Source organism: Nocardioides sp. 1609 (genome assembly GCF_004522105.1).
GTDB lineage: Bacteria > Actinomycetota > Actinomycetes > Propionibacteriales > Nocardioidaceae > Nocardioides.
Map to the genome: position 1 here is coordinate 58,334 of NZ_SPUJ01000004.1, position 23,609 is coordinate 81,942.

Genomic DNA, 23,609 nt, shown 5'->3' on the forward strand with positions numbered 1-23,609 from the left:
GCCCCGCCCGGCCCTAGAGTCCCGGCCATGCCCGATCTCCGGCCGTCCCACCTCGCCCCGCACCTCAAGCCGTCCCGCCCCGTCCACGGCTTCCTCAGCCGCCTGCTCGGCTGGGTCGCCGGACTGTTCTCGGACGTCGACGTGATCGGTCTCGAGCACGTCCCGCAGCGCGGCGGTGCGGTGCTGATCTGCAACCACCGCAGCCTCTTCGACGCCGTCGCCCTGGCCGCCGCGCTCGACCGCACCGGTCGCGACGCGATGGTGCTGGCCAAGGCCGAACTGTTCCGCGCCGGGCTGGTCGGCTCGGTGCTCCGGCGGGCCGGCGTCATCCCGGTCCACCGCGGCACCGACCGCGCGGCCGACGCCCTCACCTCGGCGGTGGCCAGCCTGCGTGGCGGCGAGCTGGTGGCGGTCTTCCCCGAGGGGACGATCCCCAAGGACGGCGTCCTGCTGCCCTTCAAGTCGGGCGCGGCGCGGATGGCGCTGCAGGCGGGCGTGCCGGTGATCCCGGTCGCGCTCGTCGGCACCGACCACGTCATCGCCAGCAACGCCCAGCGGGTCAAGCGCACCCTGTGGCGCCGTACGGCCGACCGGGCCGACATCGACGTCGTCATCGGCGCCCCGATCGACCTGCCGCCGGGCGAGGACGCCGCCGCCGTCGACCGGGCGACGACGGTGCTGCGGGACGCCGTCGCGGGCCTGCTCGCCGAGCACGACCGGCCCGCGCCGGTCTCGCACCGCAGGCGCGACCTCGCGCTGGCCGCCCTCGCCTCCGTGCCGCTCCTCGGCTACCTCGCGCGCCGCCGGCTCGGGCGGCCCTAGGCACGCCACGGCCGGACCGGGCGCCGCCGCTCAGGACGTCGTCAGCTCCTGGGCGAGCATCACGATGATGCCGCTGGGGCCGCGGACGTAGGTGAGCCGGTAGACGTCCTGGTAGGTCGCCACGCCGCGGAGCGGGTGGCAGCCGTGTCGCGCGGCGATCGCGAGCGCCTCGTCGAGGTCGTCGACCGAGAAGGCGACCCGGTGCATGCCGATCTCGTGGGGCTGGGTCGGCTCGGTCTCGATCGCGTCGGGGTGCAGGTACTCGAACAGCTCCAGCCGACCGTGACCGTCCGGCGTCTGGAGCATCGCGAGCCTGACGTGGTTGCCGTCCAGGCCGACCGCGGTGTCGGCCCACTCCCCGCGGACCTCGTCGCGACCGAGCTCGGTGAGCCCGAGGTCGGTGAAGAAGGCGATGGTGGCCTCGAGGTCGCGGACGGCGATGGCGACGTTCTCCAGCTTGATGGGCATGCGCCGCACGGTACCGATCCCCGGACGTGGCGGGCGTCACATCGGCCCCCACCGTCGGGCCACCCGGTCGAGCGCGCGATTCCCGGCGCCCCGCCGACCGCTGCGGAGCAGCCCCGACCGGCGCCGCGACCGTCTTGCCGACTACCTGGGCGGACGGCCCGGCAGGCCCACTAGACTCGGGGCGTTCCGGCCCGTGCCGGGACGGCCCGGGGGGGCCTTGGCCGTCCGGCCAGGGTGAACCCCACGCAAGGAAAATCCATGGACGACCGTGCGGCGCACCGAGGTGGCCGATGCTCGAGCCGGTCCCTGGATCGATGAGGCTCCTCCGGCTCCCGGACGACCGGCAGGCGCGCACGTTCAGCATCGTCGTCGTCGCGACCGTCGTCGTCTGCGCCGGTTTCGTGGTCCTGCTGCAGCCCGCCCTGTTCCCGGACACCGTCCGCCAGACGGCCAGCGGGGCCGCGCTCGTGCTGAGCGGGATCTTCCTCGCGCTGTCCTGCGCGCGCGGGGCACGGATGAACGACGGGCGCCGCCGTCGTTCGTGGCAGCTGATCCAGGTCGGCGCGGTCGTGGCCGTCCTGGGCAACGTCTGGAGCGCCGCGACCGGCTCGGACCCGGTGGCCTCGCCCAGCACCGTCGGCGACCTCACCATCACCGTCGCGCTCCTCGTCTGCATCGCGGCCGTCCTGACCTTCCCGAGCGCCCCACGCCGCCGGGCCGACCAGGTGGTGCTGCTGCTCGACGGCCTGGTGGTCGGCGGCGCGGTGCTGATCGTCGCCACGACCCTGGTCTACAGCGAGCTGCTCGACGAGACCCGGGGGAGCACGACGTCCCGGCTCACCACGCTGCTGATCCCGGTCCTCGACGTCGTCCTGATCGTGGCGGCGCTGCTCCTGCTGCTGCGCACCCGGGGGGCCGACCGGCGCGCCCTCGCCCTCCTGACGCTCGGGTTCCTGTCCTACGCGCTCGCCGACCTGTCCTTCGCCGTGCTCGTCGCCCAGGGCGACTTCGAGTTCGGGACCCCGGTCGACCTGGGCTGGATCCTCGGCTACGCGCTGCTCTCCCTCGCCGCGTGGTGCCCGCCGACCGCACCCGGCGAGCCCGGTGGACCCGGTGGCGTCAGGGCCGGGTCGACGGTGCCCGTGTCGGCCGACGTGCGCGACGCGGCGATGGTCTACCTCGGCCTGATGGTCGCGGCCGCGGTCCAGGTCCTCGCGGGATCGGGCCACGAGCTGGCGGCGTCCAGCGCCGTGCTGTGGCTGATGATGGCGTTCGGCGCGGCGGTCCGGCAGATCGTCCTCACGCGCGACAACCTCACCCTGCGCCGAGGGCTGGAGCGCCGGGTCCGCGACCAGACGGCGGACCTGCGGCGCCTCGCCCGTCAGACCGAGGTGCTGCTCACCTCGGTCGGGGACGGCATCTACGGCGTGGACGCCGAGGGCCGGGTCACCTTCGTGAACCCGTCGGGCGCCGAGGCGCTCACCCACACCGCGGAGAGCCTGCACGGGAGCAACGCCCACGACCTCTTCCACGCACCGGGCGACGACGGCCTCCCCCACCCCTACGACGGGTGCTACATCGCCGAGGCGATCCGCTCGGGGATCGTGACCACCTCCGAGGAGGACGTCTACCTGCGCGCCGACGGGTCCAGCTTCCCGGTCGAGATCACCGCCAGCCCGCTGGTCGAGGACCACGTCGTGCGGGGGGCGGTCGTCGTGTTCCGCGACGTCACCCAGCGGCGCGAGGTCGACCGGATCAAGAACGAGTTCATCTCCGTCGTCAGCCACGAGCTCCGCACCCCGCTGACGTCGATCCGGGGCTCCCTCGGTCTGCTGGCCAGCGGCAAGCTCGGGGAGCTGACGCCGCGAGCCGGGGCGATGGCCAACCTGGCGCTGGCGAGCAGCGAGCGCCTGACGCGCCTGATCAACGACATCCTCGACCTCGAGCGCATCGAGTCCGGCACCCGGCCGTTGGACGTCGCTGCGACCGACGCCGCCGACCTCCTGGCCCGCTCGGTCGCGGAGATGACCGGCCAGGCCAGCGCCACCGGGGTGCGGCTCGAGGTCGGCGCCAGCACCGGCCGGGTCCTGGCCGACGGCGACCGCATCGTGCAGACGCTGGCCAACCTGCTCAACAACGCCATCAAGTACTCCTCGGCGGGCCAGAGCGTCGTCCTCAGCTCCGTCGACGACGGTGCGGGCGCCGTGCTGTTCAGCGTCCGGGACGAGGGCCGCGGCATCCCGGACGACCGGCTCGAGGCCGTCTTCCAGCGGTTCGAGCAGGCCGACTCCTCCGACGCGCGGCTGATGGGCGGCACCGGTCTCGGCCTGACGATCAGCCGGGGCATCGTCGAGCGGCACGGCGGCCGCATCTGGGCCGAGAGCGTCCTCGGCGCCGGCACCACCCTCTACTTCACGCTGCCGTCGGCCACCCGGTCGAGCGCGCGGAGCGGCTCGACGCCCGACGGCGTGCCCGGCGACCGGGGCGGGGTCCTCCTCGTCGAGGACGACGACGACCTGGCCGACGTCCTGACCACCCTCCTCACCGGGCACGCCGTGCCCGTGGCCCGCGCCACCGGCGTCCAGGACGCCGTCGCGATGGCCGCCCGGAACACCCCGCGCCTGCTGATCCTGGACGTCGCCCTGCCCGACGGGACCGGCCAGGACCTGGTCGCCCGTCTCGCGCGCGACCCCCGGACCGCCGACCTCGACGTCATCGTCTACAGCGCCGCCGACGTCGAGCTCCAGGACCGCCCACGACTCACCCTCGGGCGCACCACGTTCGTGACCAAGAGCCGGGTCGACCCGACCGCGGTCGAGGACCGGGTGCTCGAGCTGCTCGCCACCCCGTCAGTCCCCCCAGGAAGAGGCGCCCGCACGTGACCGGTAAGCACCAGATCCCGCTCGAGATCACCGTCAGGACGGCCGTCGGCGAGGGGCGCACCCTGCTCTCCGCCTTCGACACCGCCCTGCTGGGTGCCGGGGTGGCCGACTTCAACCTGATCCCGCTCTCGTCGGTGATCCCGCCCCGCGCCGTCGTGTCGCGGACCTCGGAGACGCTCCCGGGAGAGCACGGCGACCGGCTCTACTGCGTCGAGTCCGTCGCCTACGCCGACCACCCGGGCGAGATCGTCTCCGCCGGGCTCGGCTGGGCGATCCACCCCGAGGTCGGGGGGCTGTTCGTCGAGCACACCGGGGGGAGCGAGGCCTCCGTGGACGAGCAGATCCGACTGAGCCTGGCCGACATGGCCGCCAACCGCGGGATCGACTTCGGCGAGGTCCACACCGCCATCGTCTCCGCGCACTGCACCACCAGGCCGGTGTGCGCCCTGGCGATCGCCGCCTACGAGGTCGCCGGCTGGGGCCGGCCATGAGCGCCCGGAGCGAGATCGAGGTCACCGTCGAGGAGAAGGTCGACGTCGAGACCGCCGAGGCCTACTACGCGCTGTACCGCGAGACCTTCGGCGAGCTCGAGACCAAGGCCGTCGCCCGTCAGCTGCTGCACCGCGAGGAGTTCCTCGAGGAGATGGAGGACCCGCGCGTCGCGAAGTACGTCGCCCGCGACGCCGCCGGCACGGCCATCGGCATGTCGACGCTGACCAACCAGCTCGAGACGGTCCCGTGGATCAGTCCGGCCTACTTCCGTCACCACTACCCCGAGCAGTTCGCGCGCGACGCGGTCTTCTACATCGGGTTCACGCTGGTCCAGCGCGAGCACCGGCGCAGCCGGGCGTTCCAGGCGATGATCCACCGGATCGGCACGGTGCTGGCCGAGGCGCAGGCGGTGGTCGGGTGGGACATCTGCGCCTTCAACGACGACGACCTCTCCTTCGGGCGGCACGCCGCGCGGGTCCTGGGCCGCACCGGCGACGTGAGCGTGGTGACCATCGATCGTCAGACGTACTACGCAGGCACCTTCCACCGCGTCGACGACGGGGGTGCGCCGTGACCACGCCGCCGACGATCCTCGTGGTCGACGACGACGACTCCATCCGCGAGATCACCCAGGTGACGCTGGAGGTGGTCGCCGGCTGGACGGTGATCCCCGCCAGCGGCGGCGAGGCCGCGATCCTCCTGGCCCGGAGCCACCGCCCCGACCTCGTGCTGCTCGACCTGATGATGCCGATCATCGACGGCCGGGCCACCTTCGCCGCCCTGCAGTCCGACGAGCGGACCGCCGACATCCCGGTCGTCCTGCTGACCGCGAAGCTCCAGGTCGGCGGCCCGCAGCCGTGGGACGACATGAACGTCGCGGGCGTCATCTCGAAGCCGTTCAACCCGATGACCCTGGGCGAGGAGATCGCGACGATGCTCGGCTGGGACCCGCCGGCCTGACCGGACCTGCGAGGCGCCGCGCGGCCTAGCGCGACAGCAGCTCGGCGAAGCTGGCGGCGTCGAGCGACGGCAGCAGCGCAGCGGCCTCCTCCGGGCAACCCTCGGCCACGAGGGCGTCCATCTCGGCGCCGTCGATGTCGGTGAGCAGGCCGTGGTCGGTGTAGAAGACGAACAGCGCCGAGCCGAACGTCGCGGCGGCGTACTCGGCCGGCTGCAGGTCGGCGACCTTCGGCGCCTGCTCGGCGATGAAGCCGCACAGCTCGGCGGCGGTCATCTCGGCGCCCGCGTCGGCCTCGCCGTCGAGGTCGACGTCGCCCGACGTGCCCGGGTCCAGGGCCGACGGCAACGCACTCGCGGCGTCAGCCTCCGGTTCGTCGTCACCCCCGCACCCCGCGAGGAGCGTCGTGCCGATCAGCAGGGTGGCTGCGAGCGCGGTCCGTCGTACGGTCATCGGGTCTCCTCGTGGTCGGTCGTCCCTCCTCGGAGCGCCGTGGTCCCGCGCAGATACCTCCCGGTGCGCGACCACGGCAGACGAGCCGGTCCGCGGGGACGGGTCAGCAGCGCTCGGCGTCGACGCCCGGGGAGCCGGCGCCCGCGCTGCCGGTGGTGGTGTGGACCGAGACGACGACGGAGTCGGCGCTCCTCGGCACCCGCACGGACGTCGTCCGCGAGACCCGGCCGGCCGCCACCCGGCCCGACGTCCAGGTCGCGACCCTGACCCCGTCGCGGCGCGCCACCAACCGGGCACCGACGGCGCCGGCGCCCTCGGTGTTGTCCACCTCCAGGTAGAGCCGCCACGCCCGACCGGCGCGGGCCGGCTCCTTGCACGCCAGCAGCGTCACCTCGCCGCCGCCGCCGCCCCCCATCGACACGTACGGCCTCAGCCGCCGCTCCGCCGGCTCGGTGGCGCCGGCACCGGCCGGGAGGACGGCGCTCGCGACGAGCAGGGCGGTGGTGGCGGTCACGGTCCTCAGCATGATCGGCATCCTGCCACCGGTCCCGGCCGTGGGACAGGCGCAGGAGGACGTCGGTGCCGACGACTAGCCTGACCAGGGTGAGCCGGATCTTCACCGTCAGTGTCGCCTCCGTCTACCCCCACTACGTCGCCAAGGTCGAGCGGAAGGGCCGCACGCGGGCCGAGCTCGACGAGGTGATCGCGTGGCTCACCGGCTTCGACCAGGAGGCGCTGGCCGCCCACCTCGACGCCGGGACGACGTTCGAGGACTTCTTCGCCGCGGCCGACCTGAACCCGGACGTCTCGCTGATCACCGGTTCGGTGTGCGGCGTGCGCGTGCAGGACGTCGAGGACCCGCTGATGCAGCGGATCCGCTACCTCGACAAGCTCGTCGACGAGCTGGCCAAGGGCCGGCCGATGGAGAAGGTGCTGCGCTCGTGAGCGGCCCCGCCGCCGGACCGGCCGACGTCGGTCGGGCGGCCGTCGACCTCGCCGTCGAGCTCGTCGCGATCGACAGCGTCAACCCCGCCCTGGTGCCCGGCGCGCCCGGCGAGGCGGCGATCGTCGAGCACCTGCGCGCGCGGCTGGCCCGGTCGGGGTTCGGCACGCACGTCGTGACCGCCGCCGGGCGCGAGGACCGGCCCAGCCTCGTCGCCGTCGCACCGGGCCCGGACGACGTCCCGACCGTCGTCCTCAACGGGCACCTCGACACCGTCGGCACGAGCGGGATGGCTGCGCCGTTCGCCCCGCAGGTCGACGGCGACCGGCTGGGCGGGCGCGGCGCCGCCGACATGAAGGGCGGTGTCGCAGCGGTCGTCGCCGCCGCCGAGGCGCTGCTCGCGTCGGGCGCACCGGTGCGACCGGTGCTGGCGCTCGTCGCCGACGAGGAGGACGCCAGCCTCGGGAGCGAGGCCGTGATCGCGGCGCTGCCCGGGCTCGGCGTCCGGCCCGACGTGTGCCTGGTCGCGGAGCCGACCGACCTGGCGCTGGCCCGGTCGTTGCGCGGGTTCGCGGTGGTCCGGGTCCGGTTTGAGGGCCGGGCCGCGCACAGCTCGCAGCCCGAGCTCGGCGTCAACGCGGTCACCGCGCTGGGTCGCTTCCTGCACGCGGTCGACGTCGCCGCGCCGACGGTCCGGGCCGGCGGCGGCGAGCTGGCGGTGATGGTCGTGCGCGGTGGTGAGTCGGCGTTCGTCGTCCCCGACCACGCCGAGTGCCTCGTCGAGCGCCGCACGACCGAGCCCGGCTCGGCCGCCGCGCACGCCGAGGTCGACGCCCTCCTGGCACCCGGGATGCGGGCCACGAGCGAGCTGGTCGCCAGCCGCGAGGCGTGGCGGCTGGACGCCCACGGCGCCGCGGCCGACCTCGCCGGGCTCCTCGGCCGGGCGCTGGGCACCGGGGCGACCTTCGACGCGCCGTACTGGATGGAGGCGCCGTTGTGGCAGGCGACCTGCCCCACCCTGGTCTGCGGACCCTCCGGCGGCGGGCTGCACGCCGTCGACGAGTGGGTCGACCTGCGCCAGGTGCGGGCCCTGGCGCGCGCGCTCGTCGACGTCCTCCCGGCCTGGGCAGCGGGCCACCGTGGCGACTGACCCGCGCGGCCTGCGCGGTGACGCGCCCCTCCTCGACGCGTGGCTGCGCTTCCAGGAGCAGCCGCCGACGCCGTTCACGATCCCCGGGCACAAGCAGCGCCACGACCTCGTCGGCGACGTCGTCGCGGGCGACGTCCCGCTGTACGCCGGGCTCGACACGATGAAGCTCACCCGGGGCGTGCTCGCCGAGGCCGAGCGCCGGGCCGCCCGGCTCTGGGGCGCCGACGTCGCGCGCTTCTCGGTCGGCGGGGCGACCCACGCCAACCAGGCGCTGGCGCTCGCGCTCGGTGGCGACGGCGACACGGTGGTGGTCAGCCGCTCGCTGCACCGCTCGCTGCTCCTCGGGCTGGTGGTGGCCGGCCTGACCCCGGTGTGGGTCCGCCCCGAGACCGACCCGCGCACCGGCCTCCCGCTCGGCGTCGCCCCGGCCGCCGTGCGGCGCGCGCTCGAGGCGCACCCCGAGGCCCGTGCGGTGCTCGTCGGCGACCCGTCGTACGTCGGCACCGTCGGCGACGTCGCCGGGCTGGCCGAGGTGGCGCACGCGCACGACGTCCCGGTGGTCGTCGACGCCGCCTGGGCCGCCCACTTCGGCTTCCACCCCGCACTGCCCGCCCACGCGCTCGCCCTGGGCGCCGACGCGATGGTCGTCAGCGCCCACAAGTCGCTGCCCGCCTGGAGCCAGGCCGCGCTGGTGCTGGCCCGCACCGACCGGATCGACGCCGCGCGCCTCGACGCCGGGGTGGAGGCCACGGCGACGACCAGCCCGGCGGGCGCGATCCTGGCCAGCACCGACGCGGCGCGGGCCCTCCTCGAGCGCGACGGCGAGGCGCTGCTCGGCGTCGCCCTGGACGCCGTCCGCGGGGCCCGGCGGCGGCTGGCCGCGATCGACGGGCTCGTCGTCCTCGACGGCGCCGGCGTCGACCCCCTCAAGCTCACGCTGGTGCTCCCCGGCACCGGTGCGCACGGCGTCCGCGTCGAGGACGACCTCCTCGCCGCCGGGCTCCCCGTCGAGGCCGCCGAGCGGGACACCCTCGTCGCGGTGGTGTCGCTGGCCGACACTCCGAGCTCGCTCGGCGCTCTCGTCGACGTGCTGACCGACTCGATCGAGCGGCACCGCGGCGCGCCGCGGCCGGTCGCCCCCGCGGCGACGTACGCCGTGGAGCCGGTGTCGCCGATGACGCCGCGGCAGGCCTACTTCGCCGACGCCGAGGCGGTGCCGATCGCCGAGGCGCTCGGCCGGGTGAGCGTCGAGCTGGTGGCGCCGTACCCGCCCGGCATCCCCGTGCTCGCGCCCGGTGAGGAGATCACCGCGGCGACCCTGGCCGCGCTCGACGCGGCCCGTGCCGCCGGCGTCCGGATCGCCTACGCCGCCGACGCGTCGCTGGGCACGCTGCGGGTGGCGAGGTAGCCCGCGGCCGACCCGTCCGCGTTCACCTGGGGTCCCTGTCCTTCGTGCTGGGCAGGGCGCCCCAGACCAGGCCGAGCGCGATCCCGACGCCGAGCATCGCCCAGCTGTCGAGCAGCAGGGACAGCACGACGCCCAGCGGCGTGCCGAGGGCGACGCCGAGCGCGAGGCGGTCGTCCTGCTGCTTCTTCGCGGTCTCCTGGTCCTCCTCTGCCATGCGTCCACCCTGCCAGCCGCGGACGCTCGCACGAGTCGGGCCCGCGGCACGGGCACACTGACCGCGTGACGACACGAGGACTGGTCCTGGGCGGCGGCGGCATCACGGGCATCGCCTGGGAGACCGGGCTCCTGTGGGGGCTCGCCGAGGCCGGCGTCGACCTGACCGACGCCGACCGCGTGATCGGCACGTCGGCGGGCTCGATCGTCGGGGCCCAGGTCACCAGCAGCATCCCCCTCGAGGAGCTCTACCGCCGCCAGCTGCTGCCGCCGGCCGAGCTCGGGGACGGCGGGGTGCCGCTCGCCTCGATCGGGCTCGGCGTGGTCGCGCGGTTCGCGGGCGCGATGCTGCGCTCGCGCGGCGACCTCGAGCGGTTCGGCCGGGTGCTCGGCCGGGCCGCCGTGACGGCGTCCGCGCAGGGGCGCACGCCCTCGGTCGCGGAGCGCTACGACCAGGTCGCCCAGCGCATCGGCGGCATCGAGTGGCCCGACCGCGACCTCGTCGTCACCGCGGTCGACGTCGCGACCGGTGAGCTCGCGGCGTTCGGGCCCCGCGGCTCGACGCCCGAGGTCCGGCTCGAGGACGCCGTCAACGCGTCCTGCGCGGTGCCGTGCGTCTACCCGCCGATCCGGATCGGCACGCGCACCTTCGTCGACGGCGGCGTCCGCTCCGGGTCCAACGCCGACCTCGCGGCCGGCTGCGACGCGGTGGTCGCGCTGACGCCGGTCGACCGGTCGGTCGGTCCGATGCACAGCGCCGCGCGGATCCTCGGCCGGATGGACGTGCGCCACCTCGTCATCACCCCGGACGCCGGCTCGGTGGCCGCCATCGGCAAGAACGTGCTCGACCCCGAGGCCCGGCCCCCGTCGGCGCGTGCCGGCTACGCCCAGGCGAAGGCGCACGTCGCCGCCGTCCGCGAGCTCTGGGACTGAGGTCCCTCCGCGGCTCGTCGCGTTCCCACCTCGCGACAGGCGCACGGTGACCTGCCACCCCGACCGGCGGGTGGTCGCGCGGGGTGGCGTCAGCGGCGCGGGAGGTCGAGCAGGTCCACGATCGCCTCGGCCGCCGCGGCGGGGGAGAGGTCGGTGTTGTCGACGCGGTGGTGCGGCGCGTCGAGGGGGAACGGATGGTCGGGGCCCGTGCTGAGGCGGTACTCGCGACCCCACTCGAGCAGGTGTGCGCGCTGCCACTCGACGTCGCGCTTGGACGGCTTCGCCGCGAGCCGCGCCGGGGTGCCCTCGCGCGCGAGGCGGGTGTCGACGTCGGCGTACAGCTCGACGAAGTCGACCCGTCCCCCGGCCTCGAGCACCGGAGCGACGAGCTGCTCGATCGCGGCCGTGTCCTCGGGGACGTCGAGCGCCCAGACGTAGGTGAACACCAGACCCGGCAGGCCGCTGCCCACCGCCTCCTCGACCACCCGGAGCCCGCCGCGTCCGCGAGGCGGCTCTCGGGTGGGTCCGTCGTAGAAGCACGTACAGCACGACGGTCGGGCGCCGGTCCCACGCCTGGCGGGAGCGCGGTGGCGCGTGCGGTGTAGGTGGTTGTACGACGCCGGGCGATCCCGACGTCAGCCCTGGAGGGCCGCCACCGCCTCGGCGATCGAGAGCGTGCGGCGGGCGGACTCGACGTGCAGGTTCTCGACCATCCGGCCGTTGAAGGTCACGACGCCCGTGCCCGCGCCCGCGTCCCAGGCGGCGATCAGGCCGCGGGCGTCCTCGACGGCCTGCGCGGACGGCGCGAACGCCGCGTTGGCGCCCTCGACCTGCCCGGGGTGGATCAGGGTCTTGCCGTCGAAGCCCATCTGACGGCCCTGGTCGCACTCGGCGAGGAAGCCCTCGGTGTCCTTCACGTCGTTGTAGACGCCGTCGAGGATCGCGATGCCGGCGGCGCGGGCCGCGAGCAGCGCGGTGTGCAACGAGGGGAGGATCGGGGCGCGGCCGGGCACGTGCTCGGCGTACAGCTCCTTGACGAGGTCGTTGGTGCCCAGCACCAGCACCGTGAGCCGCTCGGAGGCGCGCGCGATCGCCAGGGCGTCGAGGATCGCGACAGGGGTCTCCACCATCGCCCACAGCTTCGTGTGGTCGGGCGCGCCGGCCTCCTCCATCGCCGCGACGAGCCCCTGCACCGCGGCGGCGCTGTCGACCTTGGGGACGACGACCGCGGCCGGCCCGGCGGCGCTGGCCGCCGCGAGGTCGGCGTCGTGCCACTCGGTGCCGATCCCGTTGACCCGGATCGTGACGGTACGACGTCCGTACTCCCCGGACGCCGCAGCCGCGCACGCGGCGTCGCGGGCGGCGGCCTTGGCGTCGGGCGCGACGGCGTCCTCGAGGTCGAGGATCAGTGCGTCGCAGGGGATCGACGTGGCCTTCTCGAGCGCCCGCGCGTTGGAGCCGGGCATGTAGAGGACCGAGCGCAGGGGGGTGAAGTCGCCCATGTCAGGCCCCCTCGCCGCTGGGGATGGCGTCGTAGGCCGCCTTCAGCTCGGGGTCGATCGCCGCGAGCTGCTCGGCGAGGTCGACCATCACCAGGCACTGCTTGAGCGAGGCGTCGTCCTCCATCTTGCCGTCGAGCATCACCGCGCCGGTGCCGTCGCCCATCGCCGCGGCGACGCGACGCGCGTGCGCGACGTCCTCGACTGAGGGGGAGAAGACCCGGTGGGCGATCGCGACCTGCTTCGGGTGCAGGCTCCACGTGCCGACGCAGCCGAGCAGGAACGCGTTGCGGAACTGGTCCTCGCAGGCCACCGTGTCGGCGATGTCGCCGAACGGGCCGTAGTAGGGGTAGATGCCGTGCATCGCGCACGCGTCGACCATCCGCGCGATCGTGTAGTGCCACAGGTCCTGCTGGTACGTCGTGCGCGGCGCCTCGACCTGGGCGACGCCGAGCTCGTCGATCGGCGGGTCCTGGCGCACCAGGTAGCCGGGGTGCCCGCCGCCGACGCGGGTGGTCTTCATCCGGCGGTCGGCGGCGAGGTCGGCCGGGCCGAGGGAGAGGCCCTGCATGCGCGGCGAGGCGCCGCAGATCTCCTCGACGTTCGCCACGCCGCGTGCGGTCTCCAGGATCGCGTGCACCAGGATCGGCCGGTCGAGCCCGGCCTTCGCCTCGAGCTGGGCGAGCAGCCGGTCGACGTAGTGGATGTCCTCGGCGCCCTGCACCTTCGGCACCATGACGACGTCCAGCCGGTCGCCGATCGCCGGGACCAGCGTGGTGAGGTCGTCGAGCGCCCACGGGCTGTCGAGGGAGTTGATGCGGGTCCAGAGCTGCGTGGGCCCGCCGGCGCCGAGGCCCTCGGTCTCCTGGCCGATCCGCACCAGGCCCTCGCGCGCGGCGACCTTGTTGTCGGCCTTGACGGCGTCCTCGAGGTTGCCGAGGAGCACGTCGACGGTGCCGACCATGCCCGGGATCTTCCCGGCCATCTTCGCGTTGCTCGGGTCGAAGAAGTGGATCGCCCGGCTCGGGCGGAACGGGATCTCGGTCAGCGGCGTCGGTGCCCCGACCGCCAGCGGTCGGAAGAAGTCCTTGGCGCTCTGGGAGGCGGGCATGTCGCGGAAGTTAGCAGTCGTTCACCGTGCGGGGGTATGACCGATCTCTCCCTGCGGCCCACGACGGCCCGGCACGACGGCTGGCGCGACGGCCGGCGCGGCGGTCGGGCAGGTGCCGCTAGGCGCCGTCCGGGGACCCCGGGCGCCGCCGCCACCAGCGCCGCGGCCGAGCCTCGGACGTCGTCCGCGCGGCCCGGGCGGCGGCGGCGGCGCGGCGGGCCTCGCGGCGCTCGCTCCAGGCCGCCACGGTCGCGTCGACGTCGCGCGGCATCGTCACCAGGGGCGGGCCCTCGGGTGCGCGGTAGCGGGCGGCGACTACGCGCTCGTTGAAGTCGACCAGGACGCGGCGTACCTCGGCCTCGAACGCGATCGTGTCGAGCCGGTCGTCGAGGTCGGCGTCCTCCTTGCGCAGCTGGACCGACATCGGCACGACGGCGATGCGCTCGCGCTCGACGAGCTTCCTCAGCCACCAGTCGGGGTCGTGGTCGCCGCCCAGGCCCCCGATCGGCTTGCCGGCGCCGGGCAGGTCGTCGAACTCGCCGCGCTCCATCGCGCGCCGGACCTGCTCGTCGACCCACAGGTGTTGCTGGGCCATCCGTGCGGCCGCCGCACTCCCGCCCGTGCGCACGTCGCGGCCCTCGACCTGCTCGTGCTGCTCGTCGTCCACGACATCGACCTCCGGGGCTCCTCGCGCGAGGCACGTGATCCCTCCCCGCCCGTCCAGTCTGCCCCGGCGCGAGCGAGATTCCCACCGCCGGCGCCGCCGGCGCCCGGGAGGGTGAGGACCGACGTCCTACGGTCGGGGCATGCCCCTGATCGAGATCGCCGTCCCCGCCGGCACCGCGCAGGCCCACGTCGCCCGGCCCCCGGCCGGCACCGGCCCGGGCGTGCTGTTCTTCATGGACGCGATCGGGCTCCGCCCCCGGATCGCGGTGATGTGCGACCGGATCGCGTCGTGGGGCTACGTCGTCCTGGCCCCCAACGTCTTCCACCGCGAGGGCGACGTCGACGCCGTCGGGCCGCACCGCGACCTCACCGAGCCGGGTGCCCGCGAGGAGTTCTTCGCCGCCGCCATGCCCCGCGTGGGCCGGCTCACCGCCGACCTGGCGGTGCCCGACATCGCGGCGTACGTCGCCGCCCTCCGCGGTCTCGACGAGGTCGACGACGGACCGATCGGGGTGACCGGCTACTGCATGGGCGCCCGGCTCGCCGTCCGGGCCGCGACCGGGCACCCCGACGACGTCGCCGCCTGCGGCGGGTTCCACGGCGGCGGTCTGGTCACCGACGAGCCCGACAGCCCGCACGCCGGGCTCGGATCGGCGCGGGCCGCCTTCGTGTTCGGGCATGCCGACCAGGACGCCTCGATGCCGCCCGAGGCGGTCGCGACCCTGGGCGCGACCCTCGCCGCGCACGGGCTCGAGGCGACCAACGAGGTGTACGCGGACGCCCCGCACGGCTACTCGATGGCCGACACCGCGATGTACGACGAGCGCGCGACCGAGCGGCACTTCGACGCGCTGCAGGACCTCCTCGCCCGGACGCTGCGACCCGGCTCGTCACCCGGGGCCTGACGGGGCCGAGGACGCCCCGTCAGCGCGGCCAGCCCCCACGACGGACGGACTCCTGCCAGGGCCGCCGCTCGCGACGACTCGGTGAGCCCTTCGCACCGCCCGGCTGCGGGTGGCCGACGGTGATGACGCCGACCGGGTCGTGGTCGGCGGGGATCGCGAAGGCCTCGCGGACGTCGTCCGCGCGCTCCGGGACGACGCCGAAGAAGCACGCGCCGAGGCCGGCGTCGGTGACGGTCTGCAGGATCAGCAGGGACGCCATGGCGGCGTCCATGTGCCAGAACGGGAGGGGCCAGCGGGCCTCGTCGCGGTCGGTCCAGCCCTTGTCGGGCTCGGCGTAGCGGTCGAGGTAGGCGGCCTTGCTGCTGCACGGGAGGATCACGACCGGCGCGCGCATCATGCCGGCGAGCCAGGGGCCGGGGTCGTCGACGTCGTCGCTGCTGGCCCGCCAGAACCGCTCGACGTCGGCCGGGGTGTCGAGGACGACGAACGCCCACCCCTGGCTGAAGCCGGCGTTGGGGGCTCGGGTCGCGTTCGCGAGGGCGCGGTCGATGATGGCGGGGTCGACCGGTTCGTCGGCATAGTTGCGCACCATCCGGCGGCGTCGCACGACGTCCTGGAACTCCATGCCCCGATCCTAGGGAGACGCCCGTGCCGGACCGTGTCGCCGACGACTTCGAGCGGATGTGGGCCGACCTCGCCCCGGTGGGCCGGGCGGCGTCGTCCGGTGGCTACCACCGCTCGCCGTTCGCCTCCGCCGAGCGGGAGCTGGCCGCGTGGTTCGAGGAGCAGTGCGCCGCCCGCGACCTCCGCCTCGAGCGCGACCCGTTCGGGAACGTCGCGGCGTGGTGGGACCCGCCGGGCGCGGTAGTCCCGGCCGTTCGGGCCCCGGATCGGCCCGGACCAGGGCCCGAACGGCCGGGACTACCGCACCCGGGCGGCGCCGTCCTCACCGGCAGCCACCTCGACTCGGTGCTCGACGGGGGTGCGTACGACGGGCCGCTGGGGGTCGTGTCGGCGCTGGCGGCGCTCGACGTGCTGCGGGGTCGCGGGTTCGTGCCGGGGCGTCCGCTCGGGGTGTCGGTGTTCGTCGAGGAGGAGGGGTCCCGGTTCGGGCTGGCCTGCCTCGGGTCGCGGCTGGCCGTCGGCGCGACCTCGTGGGACGACGTCCGCGGGCTCCGCGACCGTGACGGCGTCGCGCTGGGCGACGTCGTCGCGGGCCCGACGTCCGCCGGGGCGGGGGAGCGCTCGACGCTGCTGGACGGCGTCGGCGCGTTCGTCGAGCTGCACGTCGAGCAGGGTCGCGGGCTCGTCGACCTCGGCGAGCCGGTCGGGGTGGCCGGCGAGATCTGGCCGCACGGGCGCTACCGCTTCGACTTCGGCGGCGAGGCCAACCACGCCGGCAGCACCCGCATGGAGGACCGCCACGACCCGATGCTCACCTACGCGATGACGGCGCTCGCCGCCAACAAGCAGGCCCGGCTGGCGGGCCAGCGCGCGACGTTCGGGCGGATCGAGGTCGCGCCCAACGGCACGAACGCCGTCGCGTCGCGCGTCACCGCGTGGCTCGACGCCCGCGCCTCGTCGGACGACGCCCTGACCGACCTCGTCGCCGCCGTCGAGCGCCAGGCCGCCGACCGCGCCGGCCGCGACGGCACCACGGTCACCGTCACGCCCGAGTCGGTGTCGGGGTCCGTCGGCTTCGACACCACGTTGCACCTCGGTCCGGCCGGGCACGAGCGGTGGCCGGTGCTGGCGTCGCAGGCCGGCCACGACGCCGGGATCCTGTCGGCGGCCGGCATCCCGACCGCGATGCTGTTCGTCCGCAACCCCACCGGCGTCTCGCACTCGCCGGCCGAGTCCGCGGACACCGCCGACTGCCTCGCCGGCGTCACCGCCCTCGCCGACACCCTCGAGCGGCTGGCCCGGTGACGAGCCCGACGAGCAGCTACCTCCTCGAGCGGGCCTGGGTCGACGGCGCGGTCCGCGACGACGTCCTGGTCGAGATCGAGGACCGGCGGTTCACCTCGGTGACCCCCGGCTCGACGTCGCCGGACGCCGTCCGGCTGGCCGGCGTGACGGTCCCGGGCCTGGCGAACGCCCACAGCCACGCCTTCCACCGGGCCCTCCGCGGCCGCACCCAGCGCGGGCGGGGCACGTTCTGGACCTGGCGCGAGCAGATGTACGCCGTCGCCGAGCGGCTCGACCCCGACTCCTACCTCGCGCTCGCCACCGCGGTCTACCGCGAGATGGCGGCGGCCGGGACGACGACGGTGGGGGAGTTCCACTACCTGCACCACCAGCCCGACGGGACGCCGTACGACGACCCCAACGCGATGGGTCACGCCCTCGTCGAGGCCGCGCGCGCCGCGGGCGTCCGGCTGAGCCTGCTCGACACCTGCTACCTCAGCAGCGGGTTCGGGGCTCCGGTGGAGGGCGTGCAGCGGCGCTACTGCGACGGCGACGTCGACCGCTGGGCCGAGCGGCTCGCCCGGTTCGAGCCGGAGGGCGGCCACGTCCACGTCGGGGGTGCGTTCCACTCGGTGCGGGCCGTCGCGCCGCACGACATGGCCCGCCACGCCGCCGACCCGCTGCACGTGCACCTGAGCGAGCAGCCGCAGGAGAACGAGGACTGCCTCGCCGTCTACGGCGCCACCCCCACCCGGCTGCTCGCCGACCACGGCGTCCTCGGGCCCCGCACGACCGTCGTCCACGCCACCCACCTCACCGACGAGGACGTCGACCTCCTGGGCAGCACCCGCACCCACGTCTGCTTCTGCCCCACGACCGAGCGCGACCTCGGCGACGGCGTCGGCCCGAGCCGCGAGCTCCGCGACGCCGGGGCCCGGCTCACCCTCGGCTCCGACAGCCACGCCGTGATCGACCCGTTCGAGGAGATGCGCGCCGTCGAGCTCGACGAGCGGCTCGCGTCGCGTCGCCGCGGCACCTGGACGACGGCCGACCTGCTCGCCGCCGCGACGGTCACCGGCCACGCCAGCCTCGGGTTCGCGGACGCCGGTGCCCTCGCCGTCGGGCAGCGCGCCGACCTCGTCACCCTCGACACCACCAGCGTCCGGACCGCCGGCACCGGCGCCGACGAGCACACCGTCGTCTGGGCCGCCGGCGCCGCCGACGTCGTCTCGGTCGTCGCGGACGGCGTCCTGCTCGACCTCGACCGCGAGGCCGTCGGCCGCGACCTCGACCGCACCATCAGGAGCCTCCTGCCATGACCAGCACCCTGATCACCGGCATCGCCGAGCTCGTCACCAACGACCCGGCCGCACCCGACCTGCTCGGCGCGGTCGAGCGCGCCGCCCTCGTCGTCGAGGGGACCAGGATCGCCTGGGTCGGCCGCGCCGCCGACGCCCCGGCCGCCGACACCGCGGTCGACGTCGGCGGCCGCGCCGTCCTGCCCGGCTGGGTCGACTCCCACTCCCACCTGGTCTTCGCCGGCGACCGGGCGGCGGAGTTCGAGGCCCGGATGACCGGGACGCCGTACGCCGCGGGCGGCATCCGCACCACGGTCGCCGCCACCCGGGCGGCCACCGACGAGCAGCTCACCGCCCACGTCGGGCGGCTGGTCGCCGAGATGCGCCGCCAGGGCACCACGACCGTCGAGATCAAGAGCGGCTACGGGCTCTCGGTGCACGACGAGGCGCGCAGCCTCGCCGTCGCACGCCAGTTCACCGAGGAGACGACGTTCCTCGGGGCGCACGTCGTCCCGGCGGACGCCGACCCCGACGCCTACGTCGAGCTCGTCACCGGCCCGATGCTGGACGCCGCCGCGCCGTACGCCCGGTGGATCGACGTCTTCTGCGAGCGCGGCGCCTTCGACGTCGACCAGGCCCGCGCCGTCCTCGCCGCCGGCGCCGCCGTCGGCCTGCGCGGCCGGCTGCACGCCAACCAGCTCACCCAGGGCCCCGGCGTGCGGCTGGCCTGCGAGCTCGGCCTGGCCGCCGTGGACCACTGCACCTACCTCGCGGACGCCGACGTCGCCGCCCTCGCCGACAGCGGCACCGTCGCGACCCTGCTGCCCGGCGTCGAGTTCTCCACCCGCCAGCCCTACCCGGACGCCCGCCGCCTGCTCGACGCCGGCGTCCACGTCGCCCTGGCCAGCGACTGCAACCCGGGATCCTGCTTCACCAGCAGCCTGCCCTTCTGCGTCGCGCTCGCGGTCCGCGAGATGGGCATGACGCCCGCCGAGGCCGTCCACGCGGCCACCGCCGGCGGTGCCCGCGCCCTCGACCGCGACGACGTCGGCCACCTGACGCCCGGCGCCCGCGCCGACCTCTTCGTCCTCGACGCCCCCAGCCACCGCCACCTCGCCTACCGGCCCGGCGTCCCCCTGGTCACCAGCACCTGGCTGGGCGGTCGGCCACTGGGGTGATAAACGGGCTCGGGTGGTGGCCCCACGCGTGCAATTGCCGACGTCGGCTCGGTTCTCGCGCTCCGGATCGAGCCACGAGCAGCAATTGCACGCGTGGGGGCGGTCGGGCGCGAGACCGACGCCGCGGTCGCGGAGCGGTCCACCGGGACGCCCGCGGCGACCGGCTATGAGCCCGGTCACCCCGCTCTGAGGTAGCGCCCCGGCAGGGATAAGGAGGTTGCCCGATGTGCGCGCCTACCTCAGGGAGCGAGTCTCGTCCTACGTCGCCGACACCAGGTCGGCACTGAGGTAGAGGAGCACCTCATGTTCGACCGCATGACGATCCAGGCCGAGGTCGACTACCGCCGCGAGCGGCTCAGCAAGGGCCGCCCGGTGAAGCGCCGCCGCAACGCCGACCGCACCCGGGTGCCGTTCGTCGGTGCCCGCGAGGAGATCAACGGGCGCGTCGGCTGACCGCGGCACAGCGGTAGCCCAGTATGGAGCCCGTGGCGATCCAGTCCAGCACGATGGTGGGACGAGACGCCGAGCTCGCGGAGATAGCCGCGTCGCTCGGCGTCCGTCCTTCTCGACCGGCCGACCGGCTGGTCGACGTGCTGCTCTCGGGCGACGCGGGTGTCGGCAAGACCCGCCTGCTCCGCGCGCTGCGCGACCTCGCCTTCGACGAGGGCTGGCAGGTGTACGCCGGGCACTGCCTCGACTTCGGCGACAGCGCACTGCCCTACCTCCCCTTCTCCGAGGTGCTCGGTCGGATCACCACCGAGCTCCCCGAGGTCGCCGCCGAGGTGGCGGCCACCCACCCGGCCCTGGCCCGGCTGCAGCCCGTGCGCCGCCAGATGGCCGACTCCGACCCCGTCGACGCCGAGGCCTCCGCCCTCGACCGCGCCGACCTCTTCCGCGCGATGCTGGCCGTCCTCCAGGCCGCCGCGCGCCGGGCCCCGCTGCTGCTGGTCATCGAGGACACCCACTGGGCCGACCAGTCGACCCGCGACATGCTGAGCTTCCTCCTCTCCCGGCTCGACTCCGACGGGTTCGCCGTGGTCGCGTCGTACCGCTCCGACGACCTGCACCGCCGTCACCCGCTGCGTCGTCAGGTCGCCGAGTGGTCGCGGCTGCGCGGGGTCGAGCGGATCAACCTCTCGCCGCTCGACGACGCCGCCGTCCGCTCGCTCGTCCTGCAGCTCGTGCCGGGCGGGCTCCCCGAGGCCGAGCTGGCCGACGTCGTGGCGCGCGCCGAGGGCAACGCGTTCTTCGTCGAGGAGCTCGTCAGCGCCGCCGCCGACCCGGGCAGCGTGATCCCGGCCGACCTCGCCGACGTCCTGCTGGTGCGCCTCGACAGGCTCGACGACGAGGCGCGCGCGGTCGTCCGCACCGCCAGCGCCAGCGGCCGCCGGATCAGCCACGAGATGCTCGAGGCAACCTCCGAGCTCGGCACCGACGCCCTCGAGCGCGGCCTGCGCGGCGCCGTGGAGATGAACGTCCTGGTCGCCGACCGCGGCGCCTACGCCTTCCGGCACGCGCTCCTCGGCGAGGCCGTGTACGACGACCTGCTGCCCGGCGAGCGCGCCCGCCTGCACGCCCGCTACGTCGCCGCGCTGAGCCAGGGCTCGGCCCGCGGCACCGCCGCCGAGCTGGCCCGCCACGCCCGTCTCGCGATGGACAAGACGACCGCGCTGCAGGCCAGCGTCCGCGCCGGCAACGAGGCGATCGAGGTCGGGGGGCCAGACGAGGCGGCCTACCACTACCAGCAGGCGCTGGAGATCCTCAGCAGCGCGACCGCCCAGGGCGCCGAGTCCGACCTCGGCGACCACGGGGTCGACCTGGCCAAGCTCGTCGTCCGCGCGGCCGACGCCCTCATCGCCTCGGGCGATCCCGAGCGCGCCGCCGGCGTCATCCGGGAGCAGCTCGACCTCCTGCCGGCCGACGCCCCCGCCACCCGGCGAGCGCGGATGCTCGCGGCGCTCGCCAACGCGGTCTTCCTCACCGAGGACGACCACGAGCGCTCCCACGAGATCTCGGCCGAGGCCGTCGCCCTGGTGCCCGACGACGGCAGCCGGCTGCGCGCCGTCGTCCTGACCGTGCACGCCCGGATCCTGTCGGGCTACGGCCGCTACGAGGAGGCCCGCGCCGTCGGCGTCGACGCGCTCGACCTCGCCGAGCGGCTCGACCTGCGCGAGCTCGCCTCCGACGCGATCACCACGCTGTCGGGACTGAAGAAGGCCGGTCCGAAGGAGGGGCTGCGTGGGGCGCTGGAGGAGGCGATCCAGCGCGCGGTCGAGGCGGACGCCATCCACGCCGAGCTGCGCGGTCGCTTCCTGCTCGGCCGCTCCTACCAGGACTGGGCGGAGTTCGACGAGGCCGCGGTCTGGTTCGCGAGCGCCATCGAGCGGGCCACCGACGCGGGACTGCCGTGGGCGCCGTACGGGTTCGAGGCACGCTGGCAGCTGGCGTGGATCGAGGTCGTGCGCGGCCGCTGGGACGAGGCGCTCGAGCTGTTCGTGGTCGAGGGACCGTTCCCGCCGCCGATCCCGCGCGCCATGCTCACCGTGCTGCGCCTGCAGATCCTGCAGCGGCGGGGCGAGGACGTCGGCGCCCGCGTCGGCGGGCTCCGGCCGTTCTGGCGCCGCGAGGGCGCCATCGGGATCCACGCCGCCTCCATCGAGATGATCGCCGCCGGACGTCGCGACGAGCCGGCCGCGGCGCTGGCGTCGTACGACGAGGCGGTGGCGGTGCTGAGCCGCATCTGGCGCGAGTGGTTCAGCGCGCGCATCCGGCTCGCAGCGGTGGCGCTCGGCGTCGTCGCCGACGCGCTGGCCACGCGGAGCCACACCGAGCGCGAGGCGCTGCTCGTCGACGTGGAGCGCCTGCACAGCGACGGCCACGTCGTGCTCGACCGCTACACCGACCCGTCGGGTCACTGGGGCCCCGAGGGGCAGGCGTGGTTGAAGCGCCTCGACGCCGAGACCCTGCGGGCGCGGTGGATGGCCGGCATCGACGCCCCCGGGCTCGACGAGCTCGTCGAGACCTGGCGGGAGACCGAGACGGCGTTCGCCGAGTTCGGCCACGTCTACGAGCTGGCCGTCGTCCGCACGCGTCTGGCCGCCATCCTGCGCTCGACCGGCGACCTCGCCGGCGCCCGCGAGCTCGGCGACCTGGCGCGGGAGGCGGCGCACCGGCTCGGCGCCCAGCCGCTGCTCGACGCCCTGCGCGCGATCGGGTCGGCGCCGGTGCGCGAGCCGGCGTCCACCGTCGCCCTCACCGCGCGCGAGCGCGAGATCCTCGGTCACGTCGCCCAGGGGCGGTCCAACGGCGAGATCGCCAAGCTGCTGTTCATCAGCGCCAAGACCGTCTCGGTGCACGTGTCCAACATCCTCGGCAAGCTCGAGGCCTCCGGCCGCACCGAGGCCGCCGCGATCGCCCGCCGCCGCGGCCTCCTCGACTGACTCCCGCTGACCCGTCACCTATGGGTGACGGGTCAGCGAGGATCTCGCGGTGACCCGTCACCTATGGGTGACGGGTCGGCGTCTGGTGGGATGGTGAGGTGACGACGTTCCGCTGCTCGCGCGCCAGCGAGGACGACGGCCCCGACGGCCCCGGCGGCCCCGGCGGCCCCGGCGGGGAGCCGATCGCCGGCACCGCGCCGACCGATGCGGCCTGGCTGCTGCTCGAGGACGCCGGCCCGTGGCCCTCGGCGGTGACGGCGGGGGTCGACGACGGGCGGGCGGCGGGGGCGCGGGTGCAGCTCGTGCGCCGTCCGGTCCGCACTGATGCCGGGGCGGGGTCGTTCGAGCGTCGCCTGGTGCTGCCCGACGCCAGCGACGAGCCGCTGCTCCTCGTCTGCACCCACGGACGCCGCGACGTCTGCTGCGCCGAGCGCGGCCGGCCGGTCGCGGCGGCGCTCGCGGCCCGGTGGCCGGTCGCGACGTGGGAGACCACCCACCTCGGGGGGCACCGGTTCGCCGCGACCCTGGTCGCGTTCCCGAGCGGCGTCGTCCTCGGCCGGCTCGACCCCGGGACCGCCGTCCTCGCCGTCGAGGAGCTGCTCGCCGGGAGGATGCCGCTCGACCACGCGCGCGGCCGCGCCGGGTGGCCGGCACGGGCCCAGTACGCCGACCTCACGCTGCGCCGGCGGCACGGCTGGACCGGCCTCGGCGACGTCCGGCTGGTCGCGACCGAGGGCGACGAGGTGACGCTCGCGACGCCGTCCGGCGAGGTCACGGTGGCCGTCGACGAGCGTCCGGGGGAGCCGCGGCGCCAGTCGTGCGCCAACCTGAAGACCAAGGCGGCGCCCGTCCTGACGCTCCGCGAGGGCTGACTACCCGCGA

At 75.2% G+C, this 23,609-nt stretch carries 25 protein-coding genes; 16 read left to right on the forward strand and 9 right to left on the reverse strand.

Annotated features, from left to right (window positions below):
- Window positions 1–27 precede the first annotated feature (27 nt).
- Window positions 28–822 (forward strand): lysophospholipid acyltransferase family protein, encoded by a 795-nt coding sequence (locus tag E4623_RS10640; RefSeq protein ID WP_134766536.1) that lies wholly within the window; start codon window positions 28–30, stop codon window positions 820–822.
- A gap of 30 nt (window positions 823–852) precedes the next feature.
- On the opposite strand, the gene E4623_RS10645 is transcribed toward E4623_RS10640, so the two are convergent.
- Complete coding sequence (locus E4623_RS10645) at window positions 853–1,290, reverse strand: VOC family protein (protein WP_134766537.1); 438 nt, start codon at window positions 1,288–1,290, stop codon at window positions 853–855.
- Window positions 1,291–1,604: 314 nt separating this feature from the next.
- On the opposite strand from E4623_RS10645, the gene E4623_RS10650 reads away from it, so the two are divergent.
- The 4 genes from E4623_RS10650 to E4623_RS10665 are packed head-to-tail and all read left to right on the forward strand — an operon-like array spanning window position 1,605 to window position 5,624.
- A complete protein-coding gene (locus E4623_RS10650; protein WP_134766538.1) occupies window positions 1,605–4,172 on the forward strand; it encodes a hybrid sensor histidine kinase/response regulator in 2,568 nt (855 codons plus the stop codon).
- Window positions 4,169–4,663, forward strand: a complete 495-nt coding sequence (locus tag E4623_RS10655; RefSeq protein ID WP_134766539.1) for a pyruvoyl-dependent arginine decarboxylase — start codon at window positions 4,169–4,171, stop codon at window positions 4,661–4,663. Before E4623_RS10650 ends, E4623_RS10655 begins: the two co-directional genes overlap by 4 nt.
- Window positions 4,660–5,238, forward strand: a complete 579-nt coding sequence (locus tag E4623_RS10660; protein ID WP_134766540.1) for a hypothetical protein — start codon at window positions 4,660–4,662, stop codon at window positions 5,236–5,238. Before E4623_RS10655 ends, E4623_RS10660 begins: the two co-directional genes overlap by 4 nt.
- Window positions 5,235–5,624, forward strand: coding sequence for a response regulator (locus E4623_RS10665; protein ID WP_245155018.1), 390 nt, complete (start codon window positions 5,235–5,237; stop codon window positions 5,622–5,624). Before E4623_RS10660 ends, E4623_RS10665 begins: the two co-directional genes overlap by 4 nt.
- A gap of 25 nt (window positions 5,625–5,649) precedes the next feature.
- Here E4623_RS10665 and E4623_RS10670 read toward each other — a convergent pair whose 3' ends face one another.
- Window positions 5,650–6,075, reverse strand: coding sequence for a hypothetical protein (locus tag E4623_RS10670; protein ID WP_134766541.1), 426 nt, complete (start codon window positions 6,073–6,075; stop codon window positions 5,650–5,652).
- A 103-nt stretch (window positions 6,076–6,178) separates the two neighbouring features.
- Window positions 6,179–6,601, reverse strand: coding sequence for a hypothetical protein (locus tag E4623_RS10675; protein WP_134766542.1), 423 nt, complete (start codon window positions 6,599–6,601; stop codon window positions 6,179–6,181).
- Window positions 6,602–6,678: 77 nt separating this feature from the next.
- Between E4623_RS10675 and E4623_RS10680 the strand changes: the two genes are divergently transcribed.
- The 3 genes from E4623_RS10680 to E4623_RS10690 are packed head-to-tail and all read left to right on the forward strand — an operon-like array spanning window position 6,679 to window position 9,576.
- Window positions 6,679–7,020, forward strand: coding sequence for a DUF2200 domain-containing protein (locus tag E4623_RS10680; RefSeq protein WP_134766543.1), 342 nt, complete (start codon window positions 6,679–6,681; stop codon window positions 7,018–7,020).
- Complete coding sequence (locus E4623_RS10685) at window positions 7,017–8,168, forward strand: M20/M25/M40 family metallo-hydrolase (RefSeq protein WP_167736573.1); 1,152 nt, start codon at window positions 7,017–7,019, stop codon at window positions 8,166–8,168. The genes E4623_RS10680 and E4623_RS10685 overlap by 4 nt, the downstream gene beginning before the upstream one ends.
- Window positions 8,158–9,576 (forward strand): aminotransferase class V-fold PLP-dependent enzyme, encoded by a 1,419-nt coding sequence (locus E4623_RS10690; RefSeq protein WP_134766545.1) that lies wholly within the window; start codon window positions 8,158–8,160, stop codon window positions 9,574–9,576. Before E4623_RS10685 ends, E4623_RS10690 begins: the two co-directional genes overlap by 11 nt.
- 22 nt (window positions 9,577–9,598) lie before the next feature.
- On the opposite strand, the gene E4623_RS10695 is transcribed toward E4623_RS10690, so the two are convergent.
- A complete protein-coding gene (locus tag E4623_RS10695) occupies window positions 9,599–9,790 on the reverse strand; it encodes a hypothetical protein (protein WP_134766546.1) in 192 nt (63 codons plus the stop codon).
- A gap of 65 nt (window positions 9,791–9,855) precedes the next feature.
- Between E4623_RS10695 and E4623_RS10700 the strand changes: the two genes are divergently transcribed.
- Window positions 9,856–10,722, forward strand: a complete 867-nt coding sequence (locus tag E4623_RS10700; RefSeq protein ID WP_134766547.1) for a patatin-like phospholipase family protein — start codon at window positions 9,856–9,858, stop codon at window positions 10,720–10,722.
- A gap of 89 nt (window positions 10,723–10,811) precedes the next feature.
- Here E4623_RS10700 and E4623_RS10705 read toward each other — a convergent pair whose 3' ends face one another.
- From E4623_RS10705 to E4623_RS10720, 4 genes are all read right to left on the reverse strand, one after another.
- On the reverse strand, window positions 10,812–11,192 hold the full coding sequence (locus E4623_RS10705; RefSeq protein WP_134766548.1) for a hypothetical protein: 381 nt from the start codon (window positions 11,190–11,192) through the stop codon (window positions 10,812–10,814).
- A gap of 165 nt (window positions 11,193–11,357) precedes the next feature.
- Window positions 11,358–12,224, reverse strand: a complete 867-nt coding sequence (locus tag E4623_RS10710; protein WP_134766549.1) for a CoA ester lyase — start codon at window positions 12,222–12,224, stop codon at window positions 11,358–11,360.
- A 1-nt stretch (window position 12,225) separates the two neighbouring features.
- Window positions 12,226–13,332 carry a CoA ester lyase gene (locus tag E4623_RS10715; protein WP_134766550.1) on the reverse strand — a complete coding sequence of 369 codons (1,107 nt, stop codon included), beginning with the start codon at window positions 13,330–13,332 and terminating at the stop codon, window positions 12,226–12,228.
- 118 nt (window positions 13,333–13,450) lie between these two features.
- Complete coding sequence (locus E4623_RS10720; RefSeq protein ID WP_245155019.1) at window positions 13,451–13,999, reverse strand: DUF1992 domain-containing protein; 549 nt, start codon at window positions 13,997–13,999, stop codon at window positions 13,451–13,453.
- Between the two features lie 139 nt (window positions 14,000–14,138).
- On the opposite strand from E4623_RS10720, the gene E4623_RS10725 reads away from it, so the two are divergent.
- Complete coding sequence (locus E4623_RS10725; protein ID WP_134766551.1) at window positions 14,139–14,903, forward strand: dienelactone hydrolase family protein; 765 nt, start codon at window positions 14,139–14,141, stop codon at window positions 14,901–14,903.
- Window positions 14,904–14,922: 19 nt separating this feature from the next.
- On the opposite strand, the gene E4623_RS10730 is transcribed toward E4623_RS10725, so the two are convergent.
- Window positions 14,923–15,528 carry a nitroreductase family protein gene (locus E4623_RS10730; RefSeq protein ID WP_134766552.1) on the reverse strand — a complete coding sequence of 202 codons (606 nt, stop codon included), beginning with the start codon at window positions 15,526–15,528 and terminating at the stop codon, window positions 14,923–14,925.
- Window positions 15,529–15,551: 23 nt separating this feature from the next.
- On the opposite strand from E4623_RS10730, the gene E4623_RS10735 reads away from it, so the two are divergent.
- From E4623_RS10735 to E4623_RS10755, 6 genes are all read left to right on the forward strand, one after another.
- Window positions 15,552–16,832, forward strand: a complete 1,281-nt coding sequence (locus tag E4623_RS10735; RefSeq protein ID WP_348537290.1) for an allantoate amidohydrolase — start codon at window positions 15,552–15,554, stop codon at window positions 16,830–16,832.
- Window positions 16,829–18,130 (forward strand): formimidoylglutamate deiminase, encoded by a 1,302-nt coding sequence (locus E4623_RS10740; protein ID WP_134766553.1) that lies wholly within the window; start codon window positions 16,829–16,831, stop codon window positions 18,128–18,130. The genes E4623_RS10735 and E4623_RS10740 overlap by 4 nt, the downstream gene beginning before the upstream one ends.
- A complete protein-coding gene (hutI, locus tag E4623_RS10745; protein ID WP_134766554.1) occupies window positions 18,127–19,287 on the forward strand; it encodes an imidazolonepropionase in 1,161 nt (386 codons plus the stop codon). Before E4623_RS10740 ends, hutI begins: the two co-directional genes overlap by 4 nt.
- Before the next feature lie 303 nt (window positions 19,288–19,590).
- A complete protein-coding gene (locus E4623_RS22600; protein WP_167736574.1) occupies window positions 19,591–19,740 on the forward strand; it encodes a hypothetical protein in 150 nt (49 codons plus the stop codon).
- 32 nt (window positions 19,741–19,772) lie between these two features.
- A complete protein-coding gene (locus E4623_RS10750; RefSeq protein ID WP_167736575.1) occupies window positions 19,773–22,727 on the forward strand; it encodes a helix-turn-helix transcriptional regulator in 2,955 nt (984 codons plus the stop codon).
- Window positions 22,728–22,825: 98 nt separating this feature from the next.
- The gene (locus E4623_RS10755; protein WP_209020630.1) at window positions 22,826–23,599 is read left to right on the forward strand and encodes a sucrase ferredoxin; all 774 of its coding nucleotides are present in this window, start codon (window positions 22,826–22,828) and stop codon (window positions 23,597–23,599) included.
- Window positions 23,600–23,609 lie beyond the last annotated feature (10 nt).

Bases quoted from the DNA above. Each gene is read 5' to 3' on its own strand.
- E4623_RS10715 (WP_134766550.1), bottom strand. From the start codon at position 13,332: ATGCCCGCCTCCCAGAGCGCCAAGGACTTCTTCCGACCGCTGGCGGTC.
- E4623_RS10675 (WP_134766542.1), bottom strand. From the start codon at position 6,601: ATGCTGAGGACCGTGACCGCCACCACCGCCCTGCTCGTCGCGAGCGCC.
- E4623_RS10640 (WP_134766536.1), top strand. From the start codon at position 28: ATGCCCGATCTCCGGCCGTCCCACCTCGCCCCGCACCTCAAGCCGTCC.
- E4623_RS10695 (WP_134766546.1), bottom strand. From the start codon at position 9,790: ATGGCAGAGGAGGACCAGGAGACCGCGAAGAAGCAGCAGGACGACCGC.
- E4623_RS10710 (WP_134766549.1), bottom strand. From the start codon at position 12,224: ATGGGCGACTTCACCCCCCTGCGCTCGGTCCTCTACATGCCCGGCTCC.
- E4623_RS10725 (WP_134766551.1), top strand. From the start codon at position 14,139: ATGCCCCTGATCGAGATCGCCGTCCCCGCCGGCACCGCGCAGGCCCAC.
- E4623_RS10645 (WP_134766537.1), bottom strand. From the start codon at position 1,290: ATGCCCATCAAGCTGGAGAACGTCGCCATCGCCGTCCGCGACCTCGAG.
- E4623_RS10730 (WP_134766552.1), bottom strand. From the start codon at position 15,528: ATGGAGTTCCAGGACGTCGTGCGACGCCGCCGGATGGTGCGCAACTAT.
- E4623_RS10660 (WP_134766540.1), top strand. From the start codon at position 4,660: ATGAGCGCCCGGAGCGAGATCGAGGTCACCGTCGAGGAGAAGGTCGAC.
- E4623_RS22600 (WP_167736574.1), top strand. From the start codon at position 19,591: ATGTTCGACCGCATGACGATCCAGGCCGAGGTCGACTACCGCCGCGAG.
- E4623_RS10650 (WP_134766538.1), top strand. From the start codon at position 1,605: ATGAGGCTCCTCCGGCTCCCGGACGACCGGCAGGCGCGCACGTTCAGC.
- hutI (WP_134766554.1), top strand. From the start codon at position 18,127: ATGACCAGCACCCTGATCACCGGCATCGCCGAGCTCGTCACCAACGAC.
- E4623_RS10670 (WP_134766541.1), bottom strand. From the start codon at position 6,075: ATGACCGTACGACGGACCGCGCTCGCAGCCACCCTGCTGATCGGCACG.